Below are 18,009 nucleotides of genomic sequence, written 5' to 3' on the forward strand. Positions count from 1 at the left end.
CCAAAGGCACCCTATTGATACAACAAGGAGTGTGTATGTCTGTGCAACAGCAGGATCCCCGTCATGATCCTAACCGCGTGATCCGTGCCCCGCGCGGTACCGAGCTGACCGCCAAGAGCTGGCTCACCGAGGCGCCGCTGCGGATGCTGATGAACAATCTGGATCCCGAGGTGGCCGAGCATCCCCAGTCGCTGGTGGTCTATGGCGGGATTGGCCGCGCCGCCCGCAACTGGACCTGCTTCGACAAGATCGTCGAGGTGCTGACCCGGCTCGAGGAGGATCAGACCCTGCTGGTGCAATCCGGCAAGCCGGTCGGGGTGTTCCAGACCCACAAGGACGCGCCGCGGGTGCTGATCGCCAACTCCAATCTGGTGCCGCACTGGGCCAATTGGGAGCACTTCAACGAGCTCGATAAGAAGGGTTTGATGATGTACGGCCAGATGACCGCGGGCTCCTGGATCTACATAGGTACTCAGGGGATAGTGCAGGGCACTTACGAGACCTTCTTCGCGGTGGCCAACCAGCACTTCAACGGCTCGCCTGCGGGCCGCTGGATCCTCACCGGTGGTCTCGGCGGCATGGGTGGCGCCCAGCCGCTGGCCGCCACCATGGCAGGCTTCTCGATGATCGCCGTGGAGTGCGACGAGACCCGCATCGATTTTCGTCTGCGCACCCGTTATGTGGACAAGAAGGCCCACAGCCTGGATGAAGCGCTGGCCATGGTCGAAGAGGCCAAGCAGAGCGGCATCGCCGTCTCCGTCGGCCTGCTCGGCAACGCCGCCGACGTCTTCGCCGAGCTGGTGGCCCGAGGTATCACACCGGATGTGGTGACCGACCAGACCTCCGCCCACGACCCGGTGCACGGCTACCTGCCGCAGGGCTGGAGCGTGGCCAAGTGGCGCGAGCTGCAGCAGAGCGCGCCCCAGGAGGTGAACGTCGCCGCCCGCCGCTCCATGGCCCGTCAGGTGGAGGCGATGTTGACCCTGCAAGAGCGCGGCGCGGCGACTCTGGATTACGGCAACAACATCCGTCAGATGGCGCTTGAGGAGGGGGTTGCGAACGCCTTCGACTTCCCCGGCTTCGTCCCCGCCTATATCCGCCCGCTGTTCTGCGAGGGGATTGGCCCGTTCCGCTGGGTGGCCCTCTCTGGCGATCCGGAAGATATCTACAAGACAGATCAGAAGGTGAAAGAGCTGATCCCCGATGATCCTCACCTGCACAACTGGCTCGACATGGCCCGCGAGCGCATCGCGTTTCAGGGACTGCCGGCGCGGATCTGCTGGGTCGGGGTCAAGGATCGGGTACGGCTCGGTCTGGCCTTCAACGAGATGGTGAAAAACGGCGAGCTGAAAGCCCCCATCGTCATCGGTCGCGACCATCTGGATTCCGGCTCGGTGGCGAGCCCGAACCGCGAGACCGAGTCGATGATGGATGGCTCCGATGCCGTCTCCGACTGGCCGCTGCTCAACGCCCTGCTCAACACCGCCGGTGGCGCGACCTGGGTGTCGCTGCACCACGGCGGCGGGGTCGGCATGGGCTTCTCCCAGCACTCCGGCGTGGTGATCGTCTGCGACGGCTCCGATGACGCTGCCAAGCGGGTCGGTCGGGTGCTGCGCAACGACCCGGCCACCGGTGTGATGCGCCATGCCGATGCCGGCTACGAGATTGCCATCAACTGTGCTCATGAGGCGAAACTGGATCTGCCGATGATTGACGGCGCCAACGGTGTCAAAGGAAAGGTGTAACACCATGTTTGAATTGACTATTACTCCGGGTGAGCTGGATCTTGCTACCCTGCGCCGCGTCAGCCGCGAGCCGGTACATGTTTCACTGGATCCGGCCGCGCTGCCGGGGATCCACGCCTCAGCTGCTGTGGTTACCAAGGTGATCGAGCAGAACCGGGTGGTGTATGGCATCAACACCGGCTTTGGCCTGTTGGCCAACACCCGCATTCCGGTGGAGCAGCTGGACGAGCTTCAGCGCTCCATCGTGCTTTCCCACGCGGCAGGGATTGGCGAGTACATGGATGACGCTACCGTGCGGCTGATGATGGTGCTCAAGCTCAACTCGCTGGCGCGCGGCTTCTCCGGCATCCGGCTGACGGTGCTTGAGGCCTTGATGACCCTCATCAACGCTGAAGTCTATCCGGTTGTGCCGAAGAAGGGATCCGTCGGTGCCTCCGGTGATCTGGCGCCGCTGGCTCATATGAGCTGCCTGCTGATCGGTGAAGGCAAGGCCCGTCACAAGGGCGAGCTGATCGACGCCGCCACGGCGCTGAAAATTGCCGGGCTGGAGCCCATCGCGCTGGCGCCGAAAGAGGGGCTGGCGCTGCTCAACGGCACTCAGGCGAGCACCGCCTTTGCGCTGGAAGGGCTGTTCCATGCCGAGGATCTCTACGCCGGTGCCATCACCATAGGCGCCATGAGTGTGGAGGCCGCCCTTGGCAGCCGCCGGCCGTTTGATGCCCGCATCCACGAAGTGCGAGGTCAGCGCGGCCAGATCGACGCGGCCGCCTGCTATCGCCACCTGCTGGTGGATGGCAGCGAGATCGGTATGTCCCATCACAACTGCGAGAAGGTGCAGGATCCCTACTCATTGCGCTGCCAGCCGCAAGTGATGGGGGCTTGCCTGACCCAGATCCGCCACGCTGCCGAGGTGCTGGTGTGTGAGGCCAACGCGGTCTCCGACAACCCGCTGGTGTTTGCCGATGACGAGGAGATCCTCTCCGGCGGCAACTTCCACGCAGAACCCGTGGCCTTCGCCGCCGACAACCTGGCGCTGGCCATCGCCGAGATTGGGTCGCTGTCCGAGCGGCGCATGGCGCTGTTGATCGACTCGCGGATGTCCGGTTTGCCGGCGTTTCTGGTCAACAACGGCGGGGTGAATTCGGGCTTTATGATCGCTCAGGTCACCTCGGCGGCGCTAGCCTCTGAGAACAAGACCCTGGCCCATCCCGCCTCGGTGGATAGTTTGCCCACTTCCGCCAATCAGGAGGATCACGTCTCCATGGCGACCTTCGCCGGTCGTCGATTGGCTGACATGGCGGAGAATACCCGCGGCATTCTGGCAGTCGAACTGCTGGCGGCGGCACAGGGGCTCGATTTCCGCGCGCCGCTGCGCAGTACCGAGCTGATCGAGCTGGCCAAGGGACGACTGCGGGCAGAGGTGAGCTTCTACGACAAGGACAGGTACTTCGCGCCGGATATCGAAGCGGCCGCCGCCCTGCTGGGCCGTGCCAGCTACAACGACCTGATCCCGGCCGGGGTGCTGCCCAGCCTGTAAGCCTTGATCACCCTTCTCCCCTGGCGGGAGAAGGGTGGGGGATGAGGGGGAAGCCGCTTCACAGGCGCCGGTGAGAGCCGGGAGCAGATGACAAAAGACCGCCCAATCGGGCGGTCTTTGCGTGTCTGACGTTGGTTGAACGCGGTTATTCGTGTTCGAACATCAGGAACAGATAAACCACGAACAACACCAGATGGGTCGCTCCATGGAGCACATTGGTGCGGCCGCTGCTGAAGGTCACTTTACAGACCATCAGGGTCGTGACCAGCAGCACCATATCGGCGGGGGAGAGGCCGAGGCGTACCTCCTGATCCAGCATGGAGCCGATAAAGAGCACGGCAGGCACGGTGAGGGCGATGGTGGCCAGCACAGAGCCGAAGTAGAGGTTCATTGCCCGCTGCAACTGGTTGTTGAAGGCGGCTTTGATGGCGCCGACTGCTTCGGGGGCCAGCACGATGCAGGCCACGATAAAGCCGCCCAGTGCGGCGGGTGCTTCCATCACATGCACCCCGTAGTTGATGGGGATGGCCAGGGTCTTGGCCAGCAGGATTACCACCAGCAGGTAGGCGAGCAGCAGGATGGTGTGATAGACGTTGCTCTGCAGCGGGCCGTGGTGCTCCTCGTAATCCTCGTGATCGCTGTCGACGAAGAAGTGGCTGTGGCTGCGGGTCTGGATCAGCAGAAAGACCCCGTAGAGCAGGATCGAGATGATGATCAGCATCCACGACATGGCGCGCGACATACTGCCGATTGCACCGCCCTCGGTGAAGTTGGGCAGCACCAGACAGAGCAGGGCCAGCGGGATGATGGCCACCAGATAGGATTTGACCCCGTCCAGATTGAAGCTCTGGGTGTGGTAGCGCCAGCCGCCAAACAGCAGGGTGAAGCCCACCAGACCGGTACTCACCAGCATCACTACCGCAAACATGGTATCGCGGGCCATGGTGGGGTTGGGCTCGCCGGTCAGCATCACCGAGGAGATCATCACCACCTCCAGCGAGATGACCGAGAGGGTGAGGATCAGGGTGCCGAAGGGCTCGCCCAGCTTGATGGCGAGGGCATCGGAGTGGCGCACCACCGAGAAGATGGCCCAGGTGACGATGGCCAGTAGTGCCGCCGAAACAGGAAGATAGATCCCGAGCGGAGTTGTCTCTGTCAGCAGGTCACTGCCCAGGGTCTTGAAAAAGAGCAGGGTCAGCAGGCCAACGGGCAGGGCAATCTCTTGCCGGATAACTGTCTTCATAGGCAATGGTTCTCTATTGGGGGTCTTGACGACCGGATGACATAAACAGGTTGCTCGGTTATCGGTTGCGCAATAACCGGCTCCTTATGATAAAGGTTGTTATCCCCGTCAGGGCAGATCATTTTGTTGCTGAATGTAAATAAGGGGTGGCAGGAGCCGCTTCGATTTCACCATGGAGCCGGACCTGGGTCTGCAGGGGGATTTACCCGCCTGATGGCTGGGCTGGGCTGGGTTACGGCGCTACCGCCAGCATCAACCTGATGATGTCGAGCCGCAGGCCAAACTGTTTCGCGGCCAGATCCTGCCATCTCTGTGTTAGCTGGCCTTCTGGTGTTGCGACTGCCACTCCCGTTGCCAGTGGGTCAGTGTCTTCAGCGGCATGGGTTTGCCGAAGAAGTAGCCCTGGATCAGATAGACGCCGTGCTGGCTCAGATAGTCGACCTGCAGCTGGCTCTCGACCCCTTCGGCGATCATCTCCATGCCCGATTCCCGACCGAAGACGATGATGGCATCCAGTACGCTGCGCTTGAGGTCGTTGGTGCCTATGGTATCGACGAACATCTTGTCGATCTTGATCTGGCGGATCCCTAGGCTCTGCAGGTAGGCAAAGCCGCCGTAGCCGGTACCAAAATCATCCAGCTTGAAGTGATACCCCATCTGTTGCAGCAGGGTGATCTCCTCGGTGGCCGCCTTGATGTCGAGGATCGGCTTGCGCTCCGTCAGCTCGAAGGTGAGCCGGGTGGGTGAGGGGTTTTGGCTGTGAGCGAGCAGGGTGCGCAGCAGGGGTTGCTCGATATGGGCCGCCACCAGATTGACGCTGACCCACTGCTCCGGTGCCAGCTGCGGCAGGTCAGTGATCACCTGCTCCAGCAACTGTTCGGTCATCGGCAGGATCAGTCCCTGCTCCTCTGCATATTCGATAAAGGTACCCGGGGGGATCAGCTCGTTTCCCCGCTGCCAGCGCAGCAGCGCCTCGAATCCCACCACTTGGTGGGTACGGGCATCCACTATCGGCTGGTAGAGGGGAATAAATTCCTTGCGTATCAACCCTGTTTGCAGCAGTCCCTTGAGGGAGCGCCGATAGCTGCGCAGCAGCCAGTATGTGACGCTTAACAGGGCGCCGAGCGCGATACCGAACCAGAGACCGTAGTGATTGAGTTGATCATGGGCATATTGCTCCAGCGCTTTTCCCGCCCAGACCGTCTGTTTGGTGAGTTCATTGGGATCGAAGAAACTGAGGCTGATATTGCTCTCTTCCTGTTTGATCTCCTTGTCGCCACGGGGGAAGTGGACTGTGCTTGCATCGTTATCCTGTCGGCTGAACTCCAGATAGAAGCAGTGGCTGCAGGGGTGTTGCAGCAGGTCGTGGCTCCAGCTGTTATCCAGCACCCAGTAGGCGAGGTTGTCACCGGATCGGTAAAAGGCCACCAGCTCCTGTTCGGTATTGTATTTGGCCACGGTGGCGGTGATCCCCAGTTTGCCGAACTTCTGCCCGCTATTCTGGAGCTCTTTGATCAGCGGGATCTCCACCCCCAGGCTGGAGCAGCTGTTGCCGGAAGCGAGCTCCAACCCTTGCAGGCGGATATGAGCGCTGTAGAAGCGCGGATCGCGCAGCAGCTCCATGTCTTTGGCGCCGCAGTTGAACTCAAATTGTGCCAGCTGTTTGTTGATGGCGGCATCCAGCTCCCGGTGGCGTACGGCCATGGCTCCCTTGAGCTCGACAACCTTCTCTTCCAGCAGATGAAAGGCCATCGGCTTGGCAAACCACAGGCCGAGAAACTGGCTGCCCACGACAGGCAGGACGAACAGCAACAGAGCGATCCAGACGGGTGATTTACGCAAAGGAAGTACCTGCCAGTTTCATGAGACACAAATGGACTTAGCCATCATAGAGCATTAGTGCAATCAATTTGAGTCCGAGTTGTCACACTTGTTGATTGATTTTTTAACTGCATGATTTTAAATGTGTTTATTATTAACTTTGGCTAGATTCAATCGCTGACCTGTCATAAATGACAATTGCTCAGCTTATCCGAACTGCATTAGAGTAGCCCTGCGGTTTGACTCACCGTGTGTTCAATACTCCTGTATCTGTTTTTTGTCAGTAGCACAGAGTGTTAGTTTTGATATGAGTGTTCCTTTTGGTCCCCTTTGAGGGACCATTTTTCTGTCTGTCATCCCGCCCTGTCCCGCATCTGTAGCCCGTCATCCTTGGTATTCTCCCTCTGCTTTGGGTTATGCTTGCCCGCTTAAATTGCAGAAGCGGGATCTTCATCCATAGCTGTGGCCCGATCGCCGCTGCTACCATGAGGCGACATGGATGATGCTGGGCATACGGAAAGGCGCATGAAACTCACTACACAGCTTGTCTCATTTATCACCCTTTGCGTGATCGCAGCCATGGCGACCGTGCTGATTGGCGGGGTGTTCAGCTTTCGCGAGCTGGGCATGGAGTTGCAGCAAAAGAAGGTCGATGCGCTGGTCGAAGTGATCGACAAGCAGCTCGATGTTGCTCACGACATGGAAGATATGAGCCACTGGCTGCCTACCCTGCTGCGGGCTGCCCATGTGGTAGAGCTGGAGGTGCGCCAGAATAACCAGCGGGTCTACTGGTTCCGCGATGTGCGCAATCCGGTCGACGAGCAGCTGCTGGTGCCATACAGCCACCCGCTGCCCCATCAGGCCGGCATGCAGGCCAACTTCAAACTGGAGCGCCCCTTCAAGGAGGCGGAATACTCTATCAAGGCGATGTCCGGCATCTCGCTGGGCATCTTTATCGTGGTGTTCGGTCTCTGGTACTCCATCCGCTGGCTGCGCCAGCAGTTGCGCGGGGCCGAGCTGCTGGGCATTCGCGCCCAGCTGATCCTCGATGACAAGCTCTCCAAACTGAGTCATGACCCCGCCGAAGAGTGGCCGGTGGCCGCCAGTCAGGCCCTCGATCATCTGCTCGCCGAGCTGGCGGATGCCCGCAAGGAACGCAGCCGCTTCGACAACTTCATTCGCAGCAACGCCTTCGTCGACAAGATGACCGGCATCGGCAACCGGCTGTTTTTCGACAACCGGCTGGAGAGCGCCATCATGGAGGCGAGCGTGATGAGCGGCGGCGTGCTGCTGATCGATCTCGCCTGTCTGGAGGAGCTGGAGGCTGATCAGTTCGAGTTGCTGGGGCACGATTTGATGATGGAGGCGAGCGCCACCATCGGTGCCTTCGTGCGCAAACACAACGGTGCCCTGCAGGCCCGCTATGCCGGTCAGGTTTTTGCGGTATTGCTGCCCAATATGTCCGAGAGCGAGATGGTGGATAGCGCCAGCCAGCTGCTCAAGAGCCTGCAACGGCTGCACTGGCCGCAGGAGGTCAACCCCGAGACTGCGGTCTATCTCGGCGCCGTCTGTTATCAGGCACAAGACAGCCTGCTCAAGGTGCAGGAGGAGGCGGAGCTGGCCCTCAAGAGCGCCCGTCTGCAAGGGCACAACGGCTGGTTCCTCTACGAGAAGCAGCTGGATGAGGAGCAGAGCAGCAAGGGCACGGTACGTTGGCGCACCCTGATCAGCCGCCGTCTCGAAGAGCACGGCATCGAATTTTACACTCAGCCGATCCAGCAGGATCGGGGGCAGGTGGTGTTGCAGCAGGAGCTGCTTACCTATCTGCACGACGAGCAGGGACGGGCTTTGCAGGCGGGGATCTTCATGCCGATGGCGGATAAGGTGGGCTTGTTGCTGCAACTGGATCGGCTGGTGGCGGAGCAGACCCTCGCCCTGCTGCGCCAGCGCTCCGAGCAGAGCTGCCCCATCAGCCTGACCCTCAGTGCCCAGAGCCTGCTCAACCGCGAGTTCCAGCGCTGGCTCTTCTTCGCACTGTTCCAGCTGCCGCGCAGCACCAACGAGCGGTTGATCCTGCAACTCTCGGAATCCCAGGTGACCCGCCACTTCGAGGCGCTCAAGCGGCCGCTGCGCTCTTTGCGGATGCTGGGTTGCCAGCTGGCCATTGATCATGCCGGTCAGGATGTGGTGAGCACCCAGTACATCAAGGAGTTCGAGATCAACTTCCTCAAGCTGCACCCAAGTCTGGTACGGGAAATCCATGCCCGTCAGGTCAACCAGATGGCGGTACGCAGTCTGGTGGGGGGCTGCGCCAATACCCGCACCCGTGTGCTGGCAGTGGGGGTGGAGAGTGGCGACGAGTGGAAGATGTTGCGCCACCTCGGGGTGCATGCCGGGCAGGGGCCCTGGTTTGCCGAGCCCCAGCGTCTGGTGCTGGAACCGGCTGGTGATTGAGATAAACAACAGAGGGTCGCCTTGGGGCGACCCTCTGTTGTTTGCGATGCTGTTTGCGGTTGCCGTAAGGCAGGGATCACAGTCGCCCCTGCTCCCGCAGCCCGGCGAGCCCTTGCATGCCGCCAGTGTGGATAAAGACGATTTTGCTGCCGGGGGCGATACGGCCCGCCGCCAGTTCGCGAAACAGACCCCACATCGCCTTGCCGCTGTAGATCGGCTCAAGGGGCAGATCGGTCGTGGCGCTGAAATCCTGCACCCACTGCCAGAGGGCCGGGCTGAATTTGGCGTAGCCACCATCGTGGTGATCGAGCGCGATGCGCCAGCCGGGGATATGGGCAGCCGCGGGATGGAGGCGACACACCTCGTCAGCGATAAAGCCGCCTCCTTTCAGTACCGCAATGGCGAGGATCTGCTCCCGATCCTGCTTGCCAGCGATCAGGCCCGCCAGAGTGCCGCCGCTGGCGCAGGGCAGTACCCAGAGATCCGGCGAGAAGGGCACTTCGCCGACCAGTTCCGCCACGCCGGGGATGGCCAGCGGGCTGCTACCCCCTTCCGGCACGATCAGGGTATCGGGGGCATCGAATTGGGCCAGCCAGGCGGGATCCTGCCGTCGCCGGTAACTCTGGCGGTCGACAAAAACGAGATCCATGCCCCAGCGCTGGGCATCCCGCAGGGTAGAGTTACTGACGGCGTCATATTCGCCCCGTATGATACCGGTAGTACGAAGACCAGATTGGCACCCCGCTGCCGCCAGCGCGTGGATATGATTGGAGTAGGCGCCGCCAAACGAGAGCAGATGCCGTTTGCCATGCTCTTTGGCATGCAGCAGGTGGTACTTGAGCTTGCGCCACTTGTTGCCGGAGATGGCCGGATGGATCAGATCATCCCGCTTGCACCACAGCTCGACACCATAGCGGGTCAGCAACGGATGGTGGAGGCGTTGCAGGGGGAAGGGAGGATGGCTTGACCCTCTGAGTCGGCGGAAAGGCTGGCTTGCAATGGTGAGTCCGTCTTTTAATCTGGAGGCTAATCTGCTGTTTATGTTAATATTTCATACATTTAATCACTATTGATGGGCGGGCTTACATGAAACAACTGTTCAGACGGTCGACGCCAAGCCGCCAGGTCGGGCTCTTGCTGGCCAATGACAGGATCATGCTGGCTGCGGTGGGCAATCCCCCCGTCTTCGCGACGCGCACCATCAACGGCCCACAGGAGTGGGCTGTGGCCATGAACGAGCTGTTCAGCCGTCATGGGCTGGCCAAGTCTACGGTGCGGGTGGCCCTCGCCGCCAGCCTTTATCAACAGATCCAGATCGACAAGCCTGCCGTGCCTGACGCCGAGATGGCGGGGGCGCTCCCCTGGGCCATCAAGGATTATGTCAGCGAACCCGTGCTGCAACTGGCGATGGATTATGTGGACTTGCCCACCCCGCCTGCCGGTCGCCCGCGCATCAATGTGATCTGCTTGCCCAAGAGCCGGGTGCAGCAGCTGGCCGATGCCATCAACGGCATCGCGACCCTGCAATCCATCATCAGCGACGAATTGGCGCTCACCTCTCTCTACGATGCTGACGAGACGGTGCGCATGCTGCTGTGGCAGCCCAAGGGGCAGGATCTGCAACTGCTGGTCTTCCATCAGGGCGGGCTCTGCTTCTCCCGCCAGCTGCGCGGTTTTACCAGCCTGACTGGCGAACATGAGCCGGACAGCATGCTGCTCGATTCACTGGCGCTGGAGATCCAGCGCTCCCTCGACTATCTGGCGGGCCAGCTGAAATTGCCCGAGCTGGGGCAGATGCAGTTCGCCGTCGCCTCGCCCTTTATCGGTACCCTGGTGCGCCACATGGAGCAGACCTTCGGCTTTGCCGTCTCCGCCATGGCCAACAAGGCGGTGCTGGCCGGCGTCGAATACCTCTCGGCTTATGCTGCCGCATTGGGGGATGATCAATGAGAGTGTTATTCCCCCTTGCTGCCATGGTCAACAAGACAATGTTGCTGGCTGGCGTCGAATACCTTTCTGCCTACGCAGCCGCCATCGGGGAGGATGCGTGATGAAACGTCAGATAAACCTCTATGGCGCCGAGTTTCGCCCCAAGCGGCAGTGGGCCAGCCTCAACCAGATGGCGCTGGTATGGGGCTTTGCGCTGCTGCTGATCCTGTTGACGGGTGTTGGTTACAGCTGGCAGCAGCAGCAGGTCAGCCGGGCGCTGGCGCAGCGCTCTGCCGAGCTGGAACTCAAGCGCAGCGAGGCGCAGCGGCTCGATGCCGAGCTGGCGCGCCATCAGGCAGATCCCAGGCTGCAACAGCAACTGGTCAACAAGCAGGATGAGCTGACGGCCAAGCAGGGGCTGATGCGCCAATTGGGCAGCCTGACCCTGCAAAAATCCCAGGGCTACGCCAGCGTGATGGCGGATCTCTCCCGCATTCGCAACAGCAACCTCTCGTTGCAGCGCATCGAGATCAACGAAGGGCGGATCAACCTCTCCGGCTTTGCCGGACGCAGTCAGGATGTGCCGGCCTGGGTCAACCGCTTCAAGCAGACCCCGAGTCTGGTAGGCAAGGAGTTTGGTGAACTGACCCTCGGCCGTGACAAGGAGGGTCGCCTGACCTTCCAGTTGAGCGGCATTGCGCGGGAGAAACCCTGATGCACCTGAAAACACAATGGCAGGCATGGGGCCAGCGTATCGCCGTGTTGAGCCAGCGGGAGCGGGTGTTGATCCTGCTGACTGGTCTGGTGCTACTGGGCGCGGCCGGACTCTACGGCTGGCTCGATGGCGCCGATACCCGCCTGCAGCAGGACCGCATGGCCCTGAGCGCCGCCGAGCGCGACCTCGAGATCATGGAGCTGGAAAACCTCGGCAAACAGGCCCGGCTCAAGCGGGATCCCAATCAGGGAGTTCGCGACCAGCTGGCGCAGGTCGAAGCGGATCTGGCCCGGATCGACGATGAGCTGAAGGCACAGACCGTCGATCTGATCCCGGCGCACGAGATGCCACTGGTGCTGGAGGCGCTGCTCTCCCGCTCCGCCAACCTTCACATGCTGGCCCTCAGTTCGCTGGAGCCGACCCCGCTGATGGCGGGGGAGCAGAAGGTCAATCTCTACAAGCATGGTATCCGGCTTCAGCTTGAAGGCGGCTATTTCGATGTGTATCAATATCTTAAAGCGCTAGAAGCCTTGCCGCGTCACTTCTACTGGAAGCAGTTCGACTATCAGGTCAAGGCCTATCCCGGCGCGGTGGTGGAGATGGAGATCTACACCCTGAGTACCAGCAAGGAGTTTATCCGTGGCTAGAGTGTTTGCGTTGTGCTGTTGCCTGTTCAGCTTGCTGGTACAGGCGGAGCAGGTCGAGGTATTGCAGGATCCCACTGCGCCGCTGGCTGATGTGGCGGTTGGCGCCCGTGCGACCGGCGAGAGCAGTGCCGGTTTGCCGAAGCTGCAGAGTGTGGTGCTGGGCAATGGCCCGGCACTGGCGGTACTCAATGGCAAGAGTTATCGGGTCGGGCAACAGGTGGACGGCTATACGCTGGTGGCCATCAATGCCGATGCCGTGGTGCTGGAAAAAGCGGGAAAACGCCATGCGGTAACACTGTTTGCCAGCAAGATCCGGGTTTGAGTCGTGCTTGCCTCTCGAGAGGTGAATCGGCTTTATCGAGTTTAATTGCAAGTCAGGGTGCCCTAATTACATGAAAAAACACCGTCTCTGTCTGATCACCGTGGCCATGATGGCTGCAGGCTGTACCACGTATCAGCACCCCGAGCCGACCCAGGCGAAGGATGCTCTCAAACAGGCCATGAACGAACAGCAGAAACAGGCTGCCCCTCTGACCGCCTTGCCCAAATCGGTGCAAAGTGAATTGCTGCAGTTGAACCGGCCGCAGATACCGGTCGGCATGCCGGAGAAGCGGCTGCGTATCGCGGCTCACGACGTGGAGGCGGTGGAGTTTTTCGGTTCCCTGTTCAAGGGCTCCCGCTACAGCGTGGCGGTGCACCCCGGGGTGGCCGGGCTGGTCTCCGTCGAGCTCAAGGATGTGACTCTGCCGGAAGTGCTGGCGGTGGTGGGCGACATGTACGGCTTCGACGTGCAGCGCAAGGGCAATGTCTTCCATATCTATCCGGCGGGTCTGCGCACCGAAACCATCCCGGTCAACTACCTGATGATGTCCCGTCGTGGCCTCTCCCGCACCTCGGTCAGCACCGGCGGGGTGACGGCCAATGACAGCAATAACAGCAGCGACAGCAGTTTTGACAGTGCATCGAACAACAACAGCACCAATAACTCCTCCGGCAACAACTCGAACGGCAACAGCAGCAATGGCACCCGTATCGAGACCGATACCAACAGCGACTACTGGACCGATCTGCGCGACTCTCTACAGACCCTGATTGGCACGGGTGATGGTCGCGCCGTGATCACCAGCCCGCAGGCGGGTCTGGTCACCATTCGCGCCTACCCGAAAGAGCTCAAGGCAGTGCGTGAATTCCTGAATCAATCCGATAGTCACCTCAAGCGGCAGGTGGTGCTGGAGGCGCGGATCATCGAAGTTGCCCTCAACGAAGGGTATGAGCAGGGGGTGGACTGGAGCGGTCTCTCTGCCAGCTGGGATGGCAACAAGGGGATTACCGGTGGCGGTTCACTGGCCAATACCCAGTTACCCACCACCCCTAATCAGATCTTCACTGCACTGGGTGGCGGCGCCGGTTTCAAGGTCTCTGACGGCAACTTCAATGTGGCGGTCAACCTGCTCAAGACCCAGGGCGATGTGAATACCCTCTCCAGCCCCCGTGTCACCGCGACCAACAACCAGAAGGCGGTGATCAAGGTGGGGACGGACGAATATTTTGTCACCAATGCATCGACAACAACCGTGAGCACGACGAGCGGTGACCGAACAACTCCCAATGTAGAGTTGACCCCTTTCTTCTCAGGTATCTCTTTGGATGTAACACCACAGATCGATGAAGAGGGTAAGGTGCTGCTGCATATCCATCCCTCCGTTATCGATACTGAAGAGCAAACCAAGACCATAAAGGTGACAGACAGCGATACGCTGGTGTTGCCGTTGGCGAAAAGCTCGATCCGCGAATCCGATACCGTGGTGCAGGCCAATAACGGTGACATCATCGTTATTGGCGGCCTGATGAAGACCGACAAGCAGGAGACCGTCAGCAAGGTGCCGTTGCTGGGGGATATCCCCTGGGTGGGTGAAGCCTTTACCAATCGTCGCGAGAGCACCAAGAAGGTGGAGCTGGTGATCATGCTCAAACCGACCGTGGTGGAGAAAGATACCTGGCAAAACGAGCTGCAACGCTCCTCCGAGCTGCTCGACAAGTGGTATCCGGCCAAGGGCTGACCCATGACACCAGATGCGGTCACCCTTATCCCGAACGGCCTGTGCTGCCTTGCCAGCACAGGCTGCTTGCTTGTCGTGGCAGGTGAGATCTCATGTACCTGACCCACTTCGGCCTGCAGGAGGCGCCGTTCAGCCTCACCCCCAATACCGGCTTCTACTACGGCCTGCCGCCTCACGAAGAGGCGCTGCAGGTGCTGAACTGGGCGCTGGCGCAGGGGGAGGGCTTTATCAAGGTGACCGGCGAGGTGGGTACCGGCAAGACCCTGCTCTGCCGCAAGTTGCTCAGCGAGCTGGGCTCGGAAGCGCGTCCGGTGCGGCTTGCCTGGTTGCCCAATCCCCACCTCACTCCGGCCGAGCTGCGCATCGCGCTGGCGCTGGAGCTGGGGTTGGCGGTACGGGATCAGAGCGAGCTGGATCTGACCGATCGTATCCATCGTCACCTGATCAGCCTGCACCAGCAGGGCAGCCGGGTGGTGGTGCTGATCGACGAGGCGCAAGCGCTGCCGGACGAGACGCTGGAGGCGGTCCGCCTGTTCGGCAATCTCGAGACCGAATCGAGCAAGCTGCTGCAGATCGTGCTGTTCGGCCAGCTGGAGCTGGATGCCAGACTGGGCAAGCCGCATCTGCGCCAACTGCGCCAGCGGATTGGCTTCTCCTACTGCCTGCGGCCGCTGCGTTTTGACGAGACCCGCGCCTATCTGGAGCACAGATTGCAGGTCTCCGGTTACCGCGGGGCACCGCTGTTTGCAGGTCGCGCCATGCGTCTGTTGTGGCGCGCATCGCGAGGGATCCCGAGACTGATCAATATCCTGGCGCAGAAGTGCCTGATGCTGGCCTATGGTCAGGGTGTGCGTCAGGTCGATAGCCGTCTGGTACGGCTCGCCATTCGCGATACCGACGATGCACGCCGCTTTGCGCCACGGCGCTGGTGGCCCCTGTTACTGTTGCTGGGGTGCGCCCTGGCTTATGGAGTCTGGCCATGAGCGTTATCAACCAGATGCTGAAAGATCTGGACCGGCGCCAGCAAGGATCCGAAGGTGCTGCTGTCTATATTGCCCCTGCGCGCCAGCAGGGATGGTGGATGTTGCTGCTGACCCTGATCTGCGGTCTGGCACTGGGGATCCTTGGTTGGCGAACCTGGATCTACTGGCAGCAGACCCATATCGTCTCGGCTGCCAGCGAAGTGCTAGCTCCCGATGCGGTGACTCCCGATGTGGTGGCAAGGGCCGCCGCGCCAGTCAGCCAGCCCGAGCCGGTCGAGGTTGCGGCCTCGCTGCCGCTGCCAAGCCAGGATGAGGTGAATGATGAGGCAGGCGAGAGTGACTCGGATGGCATGGCCGATGGTGCGTCCTTTGATGCCTCCAGCGATGTTGACGAGTCCGAGCCGACCGATGAAGAGCTGCAGCCCGAGCTTTACGCCGAACTGGCGGCAGAGCAGCAGGCCGTCGCCAGCGCGCCGCGCAAACCGAGCGTATTGAAGATCGAGACGGTCGAGCTGTCGGCCAAGGAGCTGGCGGCACTGGCGGAGCGCAAGGCGACCACCGCCATGGCCAAGGGAAGCCTGCGGGATGCGCAGGACAACTACTATCAAGTGCTGGCCCACGATCCCTACAATCAGGGGGCGCGCGAGCAGCTGGCGGGGCTGCTCTACGGCGAGGGCCGCCTGACCGAGGCGCGTCAGCTGCTGGAAGAGGGGATCCGGCTCGATCCCCAACAGGCCGATTTTCGTCTGCTACTGGCCCGCCTTGCCATCAGCGAGGGGCAGCAGCAGCAAGCGCTTGGCTGGCTGTCCGGCTATCAGCCGGATCTCGCCAGCAACATGGACTATTACGCCACCTGGGCCGGGCTGACTCAGGAGCTGGGCCAGAATGCCGATGCGGCGGCGCTCTATGTGAAGCTGCTGCGTCAGCAGCCGGATCAGGGCCGCTGGTGGCTTGGTCTCGGCGTGGCCGAGGATGGTCAGGGTCACAGCCAGCGGGCGCTCGATGCTTATCGCAACGCCTTGCTGCACGGCAACCTCGGCGAGGCATCGACCAACTGGCTGGAACAACGAATTGGCCAACTAACCCCTTGATAAACAGCAGGTTCGATTAGCAAAGCGGAATCGGATGCGGCAACGGGTGTGAAGTAACAGAGATCGGAGCAAACATGGCACAACCCAGACTGAAAATGCGCCTCGGCGACCTGCTGGTACAAGAGCAGATCATCTCTGATGATCAGCTGCAGCTTGCCCTGCTGCAGCAGCGTCAGACCGGCCGCAAGCTGGGCACCACTCTCATCGACCTCGGCTTTATCAGCGAGGTGCAGCTGTTGCAGTTCCTCGCCCGCCAGCTGGATGTGCCCTTCTTCGATCTCAACAACCTCACCATCGACGCCGCCGCGGTGCCGCTGCTGCCCGAAGTGCAGGCGCGTCGCTATCGGGCGCTGGCGGTCAACCTCACCGACGACAAGGTGACGGTGGCCATGTCGGATCCGGCGGATCTGAGCGCACTGGATGCCATCGCCGCCCTGCTCAGCCCGCGCATCATGGTGCTGGCGGTGGCGCGGGAAGGGCAACTGCTGGAGTATTTCGACCGCCTCTATCGCCGTACCCGCGAGATCGAGAGCTTCGCCGAACAGCTGCAGGAGGAGTATCAGGACTCCGGCTTCGAGTTGGGCTCCAGCAATCTGGGGGCTAACGACGAGGGAGAGGCGACGGTGGCCAAGCTGCTGCGCTCCCTGTTCGAGGATGCGGTGCAGGTAGGTGCATCAGATATCCACATCGAACCGGACGAGAAGGTGCTGCGCATTCGCCAGCGGATCGACGGCATCCTCCACGAAAATATCCTCAACGAGGTGCGCATCGCCCAGGCGCTGGTGCTACGCCTCAAGCTGGTGGCGGGGCTCGATATCTCCGAGAAGCGCTTGCCGCAGGATGGCCGTTTCAATATGAAGGTGCGCGGCCGTGATGTGGACGTGCGGATGTCCACCATGCCGGTGCAGTATGGCGAGTCGGTGGTGATGCGTCTGCTGGATCAATCCTCCGGCATCCTGTCGCTGACCGAGACCGGCATGCCGCCGGAGATCCTGACCCGTTTCCGTCGCCAGCTCAAACGGCCACACGGCATGATCCTGGTGACCGGCCCGACCGGGAGCGGCAAGACCACCACCCTTTATGGCGCACTCTCCGAGCTCAACCAGTCCAGCAACAAGATCATCACGGTAGAAGACCCGGTGGAATACCGTCTTTCTCGCGTCAATCAGGTGCAGGTCAACCCCAAGATCGGCCTCACCTTCTCCAACGTGCTGCGCTCTACCCTGCGTCAGGATCCGGACATCCTGCTGGTGGGTGAGATGCGGGACAACGAGACGGTGGAGATCGGTCTGCGTGGCGCCATCACAGGTCACCTGGTGCTGACGACACTGCACACCAACGATGCGGTGACCAGTGCCTTGCGCCTTATCGACATGGGGGCGCCCGGCTATCTGGTGGCGAGCGCCCTGCGGGCGGTGGTCGCTCAGCGGCTGGTGCGGCGGGTATGTGAGCACTGCGTCGAGGAGAAGGCGCCCGACGAAGGGCAGGCCACCTGGCTCACCGTGCTCTCCGGCGAGGTGCCCGGCCAGCACACCTATCACAAGGGCCGGGGTTGCCAGAGCTGCAACTTTACCGGTTATTCCGGCCGGATCGGGGTCTACGAGCTGCTGGAGCTGGATCAGCCGATGATGGATGCCCTGCGCCGCAACGATGCGGAAGGGTTCGCCAAAGCGGCCCGTCAACACGAACACTACCGGCCGCTTGCCCTCACTGCCCTCGATTATGCCCGTCAGGGAATCACCTCGGTGGATGAGGTGCTGCGACTGGCCGAGGATCTGGGGTAA

Annotated in this window: 14 protein-coding genes; 11 read left to right on the forward strand and 3 right to left on the reverse strand. The window is 61.3% G+C overall.

Features of this window, described 5'->3' with window-relative positions; translation table 11 throughout:
- Window positions 1-35 precede the first annotated feature (35 nt).
- Both hutU and hutH read left to right on the forward strand, forming a co-directional pair.
- The gene (gene hutU, locus ACTG2J_RS01690) at window positions 36-1,745 is read left to right on the forward strand and encodes a urocanate hydratase (RefSeq protein ID WP_439989083.1); all 1,710 of its coding nucleotides are present in this window, start codon (window positions 36-38) and stop codon (window positions 1,743-1,745) included.
- Window positions 1,746-1,749: 4 nt separating this feature from the next.
- The gene (hutH, locus tag ACTG2J_RS01695; protein ID WP_259584335.1) at window positions 1,750-3,282 is read left to right on the forward strand and encodes a histidine ammonia-lyase; all 1,533 of its coding nucleotides are present in this window, start codon (window positions 1,750-1,752) and stop codon (window positions 3,280-3,282) included.
- Window positions 3,283-3,427: 145 nt separating this feature from the next.
- Here hutH and ACTG2J_RS01700 read toward each other — a convergent pair whose 3' ends face one another.
- Both ACTG2J_RS01700 and ACTG2J_RS01705 read right to left on the reverse strand, forming a co-directional pair.
- Complete coding sequence (locus ACTG2J_RS01700) at window positions 3,428-4,525, reverse strand: calcium:proton antiporter (protein WP_005348596.1); 1,098 nt, start codon at window positions 4,523-4,525, stop codon at window positions 3,428-3,430.
- 315 nt (window positions 4,526-4,840) lie between these two features.
- Window positions 4,841-6,367, reverse strand: a complete 1,527-nt coding sequence (locus ACTG2J_RS01705) for an EAL domain-containing protein (protein WP_439997107.1) — start codon at window positions 6,365-6,367, stop codon at window positions 4,841-4,843.
- Window positions 6,368-6,871: 504 nt separating this feature from the next.
- On the opposite strand from ACTG2J_RS01705, the gene ACTG2J_RS01710 reads away from it, so the two are divergent.
- Complete coding sequence (locus ACTG2J_RS01710; RefSeq protein WP_439997108.1) at window positions 6,872-8,800, forward strand: EAL domain-containing protein; 1,929 nt, start codon at window positions 6,872-6,874, stop codon at window positions 8,798-8,800.
- Window positions 8,801-8,876: 76 nt separating this feature from the next.
- On the opposite strand, the gene ACTG2J_RS01715 is transcribed toward ACTG2J_RS01710, so the two are convergent.
- A complete protein-coding gene (locus ACTG2J_RS01715) occupies window positions 8,877-9,800 on the reverse strand; it encodes a 1-aminocyclopropane-1-carboxylate deaminase/D-cysteine desulfhydrase (RefSeq protein ID WP_439997892.1) in 924 nt (307 codons plus the stop codon).
- A gap of 86 nt (window positions 9,801-9,886) precedes the next feature.
- On the opposite strand from ACTG2J_RS01715, the gene ACTG2J_RS01720 reads away from it, so the two are divergent.
- From ACTG2J_RS01720 to mshE, 8 genes are all read left to right on the forward strand, one after another.
- Window positions 9,887-10,750: an MSHA biogenesis protein MshI gene (locus tag ACTG2J_RS01720; RefSeq protein WP_128834784.1), complete on the forward strand. Its 864-nt coding sequence runs from the start codon at window positions 9,887-9,889 to the stop codon at window positions 10,748-10,750.
- 100 nt (window positions 10,751-10,850) lie between these two features.
- A complete protein-coding gene (locus tag ACTG2J_RS01725; RefSeq protein ID WP_005348605.1) occupies window positions 10,851-11,444 on the forward strand; it encodes a PilN domain-containing protein in 594 nt (197 codons plus the stop codon).
- On the forward strand, window positions 11,444-12,091 hold the full coding sequence (locus ACTG2J_RS01730) for an MSHA biogenesis protein MshJ (protein WP_439997109.1): 648 nt from the start codon (window positions 11,444-11,446) through the stop codon (window positions 12,089-12,091). The genes ACTG2J_RS01725 and ACTG2J_RS01730 overlap by 1 nt, the downstream gene beginning before the upstream one ends.
- Window positions 12,084-12,413 (forward strand): SctD/MshK family protein, encoded by a 330-nt coding sequence (locus tag ACTG2J_RS01735; RefSeq protein ID WP_005342886.1) that lies wholly within the window; start codon window positions 12,084-12,086, stop codon window positions 12,411-12,413. The genes ACTG2J_RS01730 and ACTG2J_RS01735 overlap by 8 nt, the downstream gene beginning before the upstream one ends.
- Window positions 12,414-12,483: 70 nt before the next feature.
- The gene (mshL, locus tag ACTG2J_RS01740) at window positions 12,484-14,151 is read left to right on the forward strand and encodes a pilus (MSHA type) biogenesis protein MshL (RefSeq protein WP_439997110.1); all 1,668 of its coding nucleotides are present in this window, start codon (window positions 12,484-12,486) and stop codon (window positions 14,149-14,151) included.
- A gap of 92 nt (window positions 14,152-14,243) precedes the next feature.
- On the forward strand, window positions 14,244-15,134 hold the full coding sequence (locus tag ACTG2J_RS01745; RefSeq protein ID WP_439997111.1) for an ExeA family protein: 891 nt from the start codon (window positions 14,244-14,246) through the stop codon (window positions 15,132-15,134).
- Entirely contained in the window at window positions 15,131-16,225 is a 1,095-nt protein-coding gene (locus ACTG2J_RS01750; RefSeq protein WP_439997112.1) for a tetratricopeptide repeat protein, read from the forward strand. Before ACTG2J_RS01745 ends, ACTG2J_RS01750 begins: the two co-directional genes overlap by 4 nt.
- Before the next feature lie 74 nt (window positions 16,226-16,299).
- Window positions 16,300-18,009, forward strand: coding sequence for an MSHA fimbrial ATPase MshE (gene mshE, locus ACTG2J_RS01755; protein ID WP_439997113.1), 1,710 nt, complete (start codon window positions 16,300-16,302; stop codon window positions 18,007-18,009).

The organism is Aeromonas sp. 6P, from assembly GCF_051919525.1.
GTDB classification, from domain to species: Bacteria; Pseudomonadota; Gammaproteobacteria; order Enterobacterales; family Aeromonadaceae; genus Aeromonas; species Aeromonas veronii.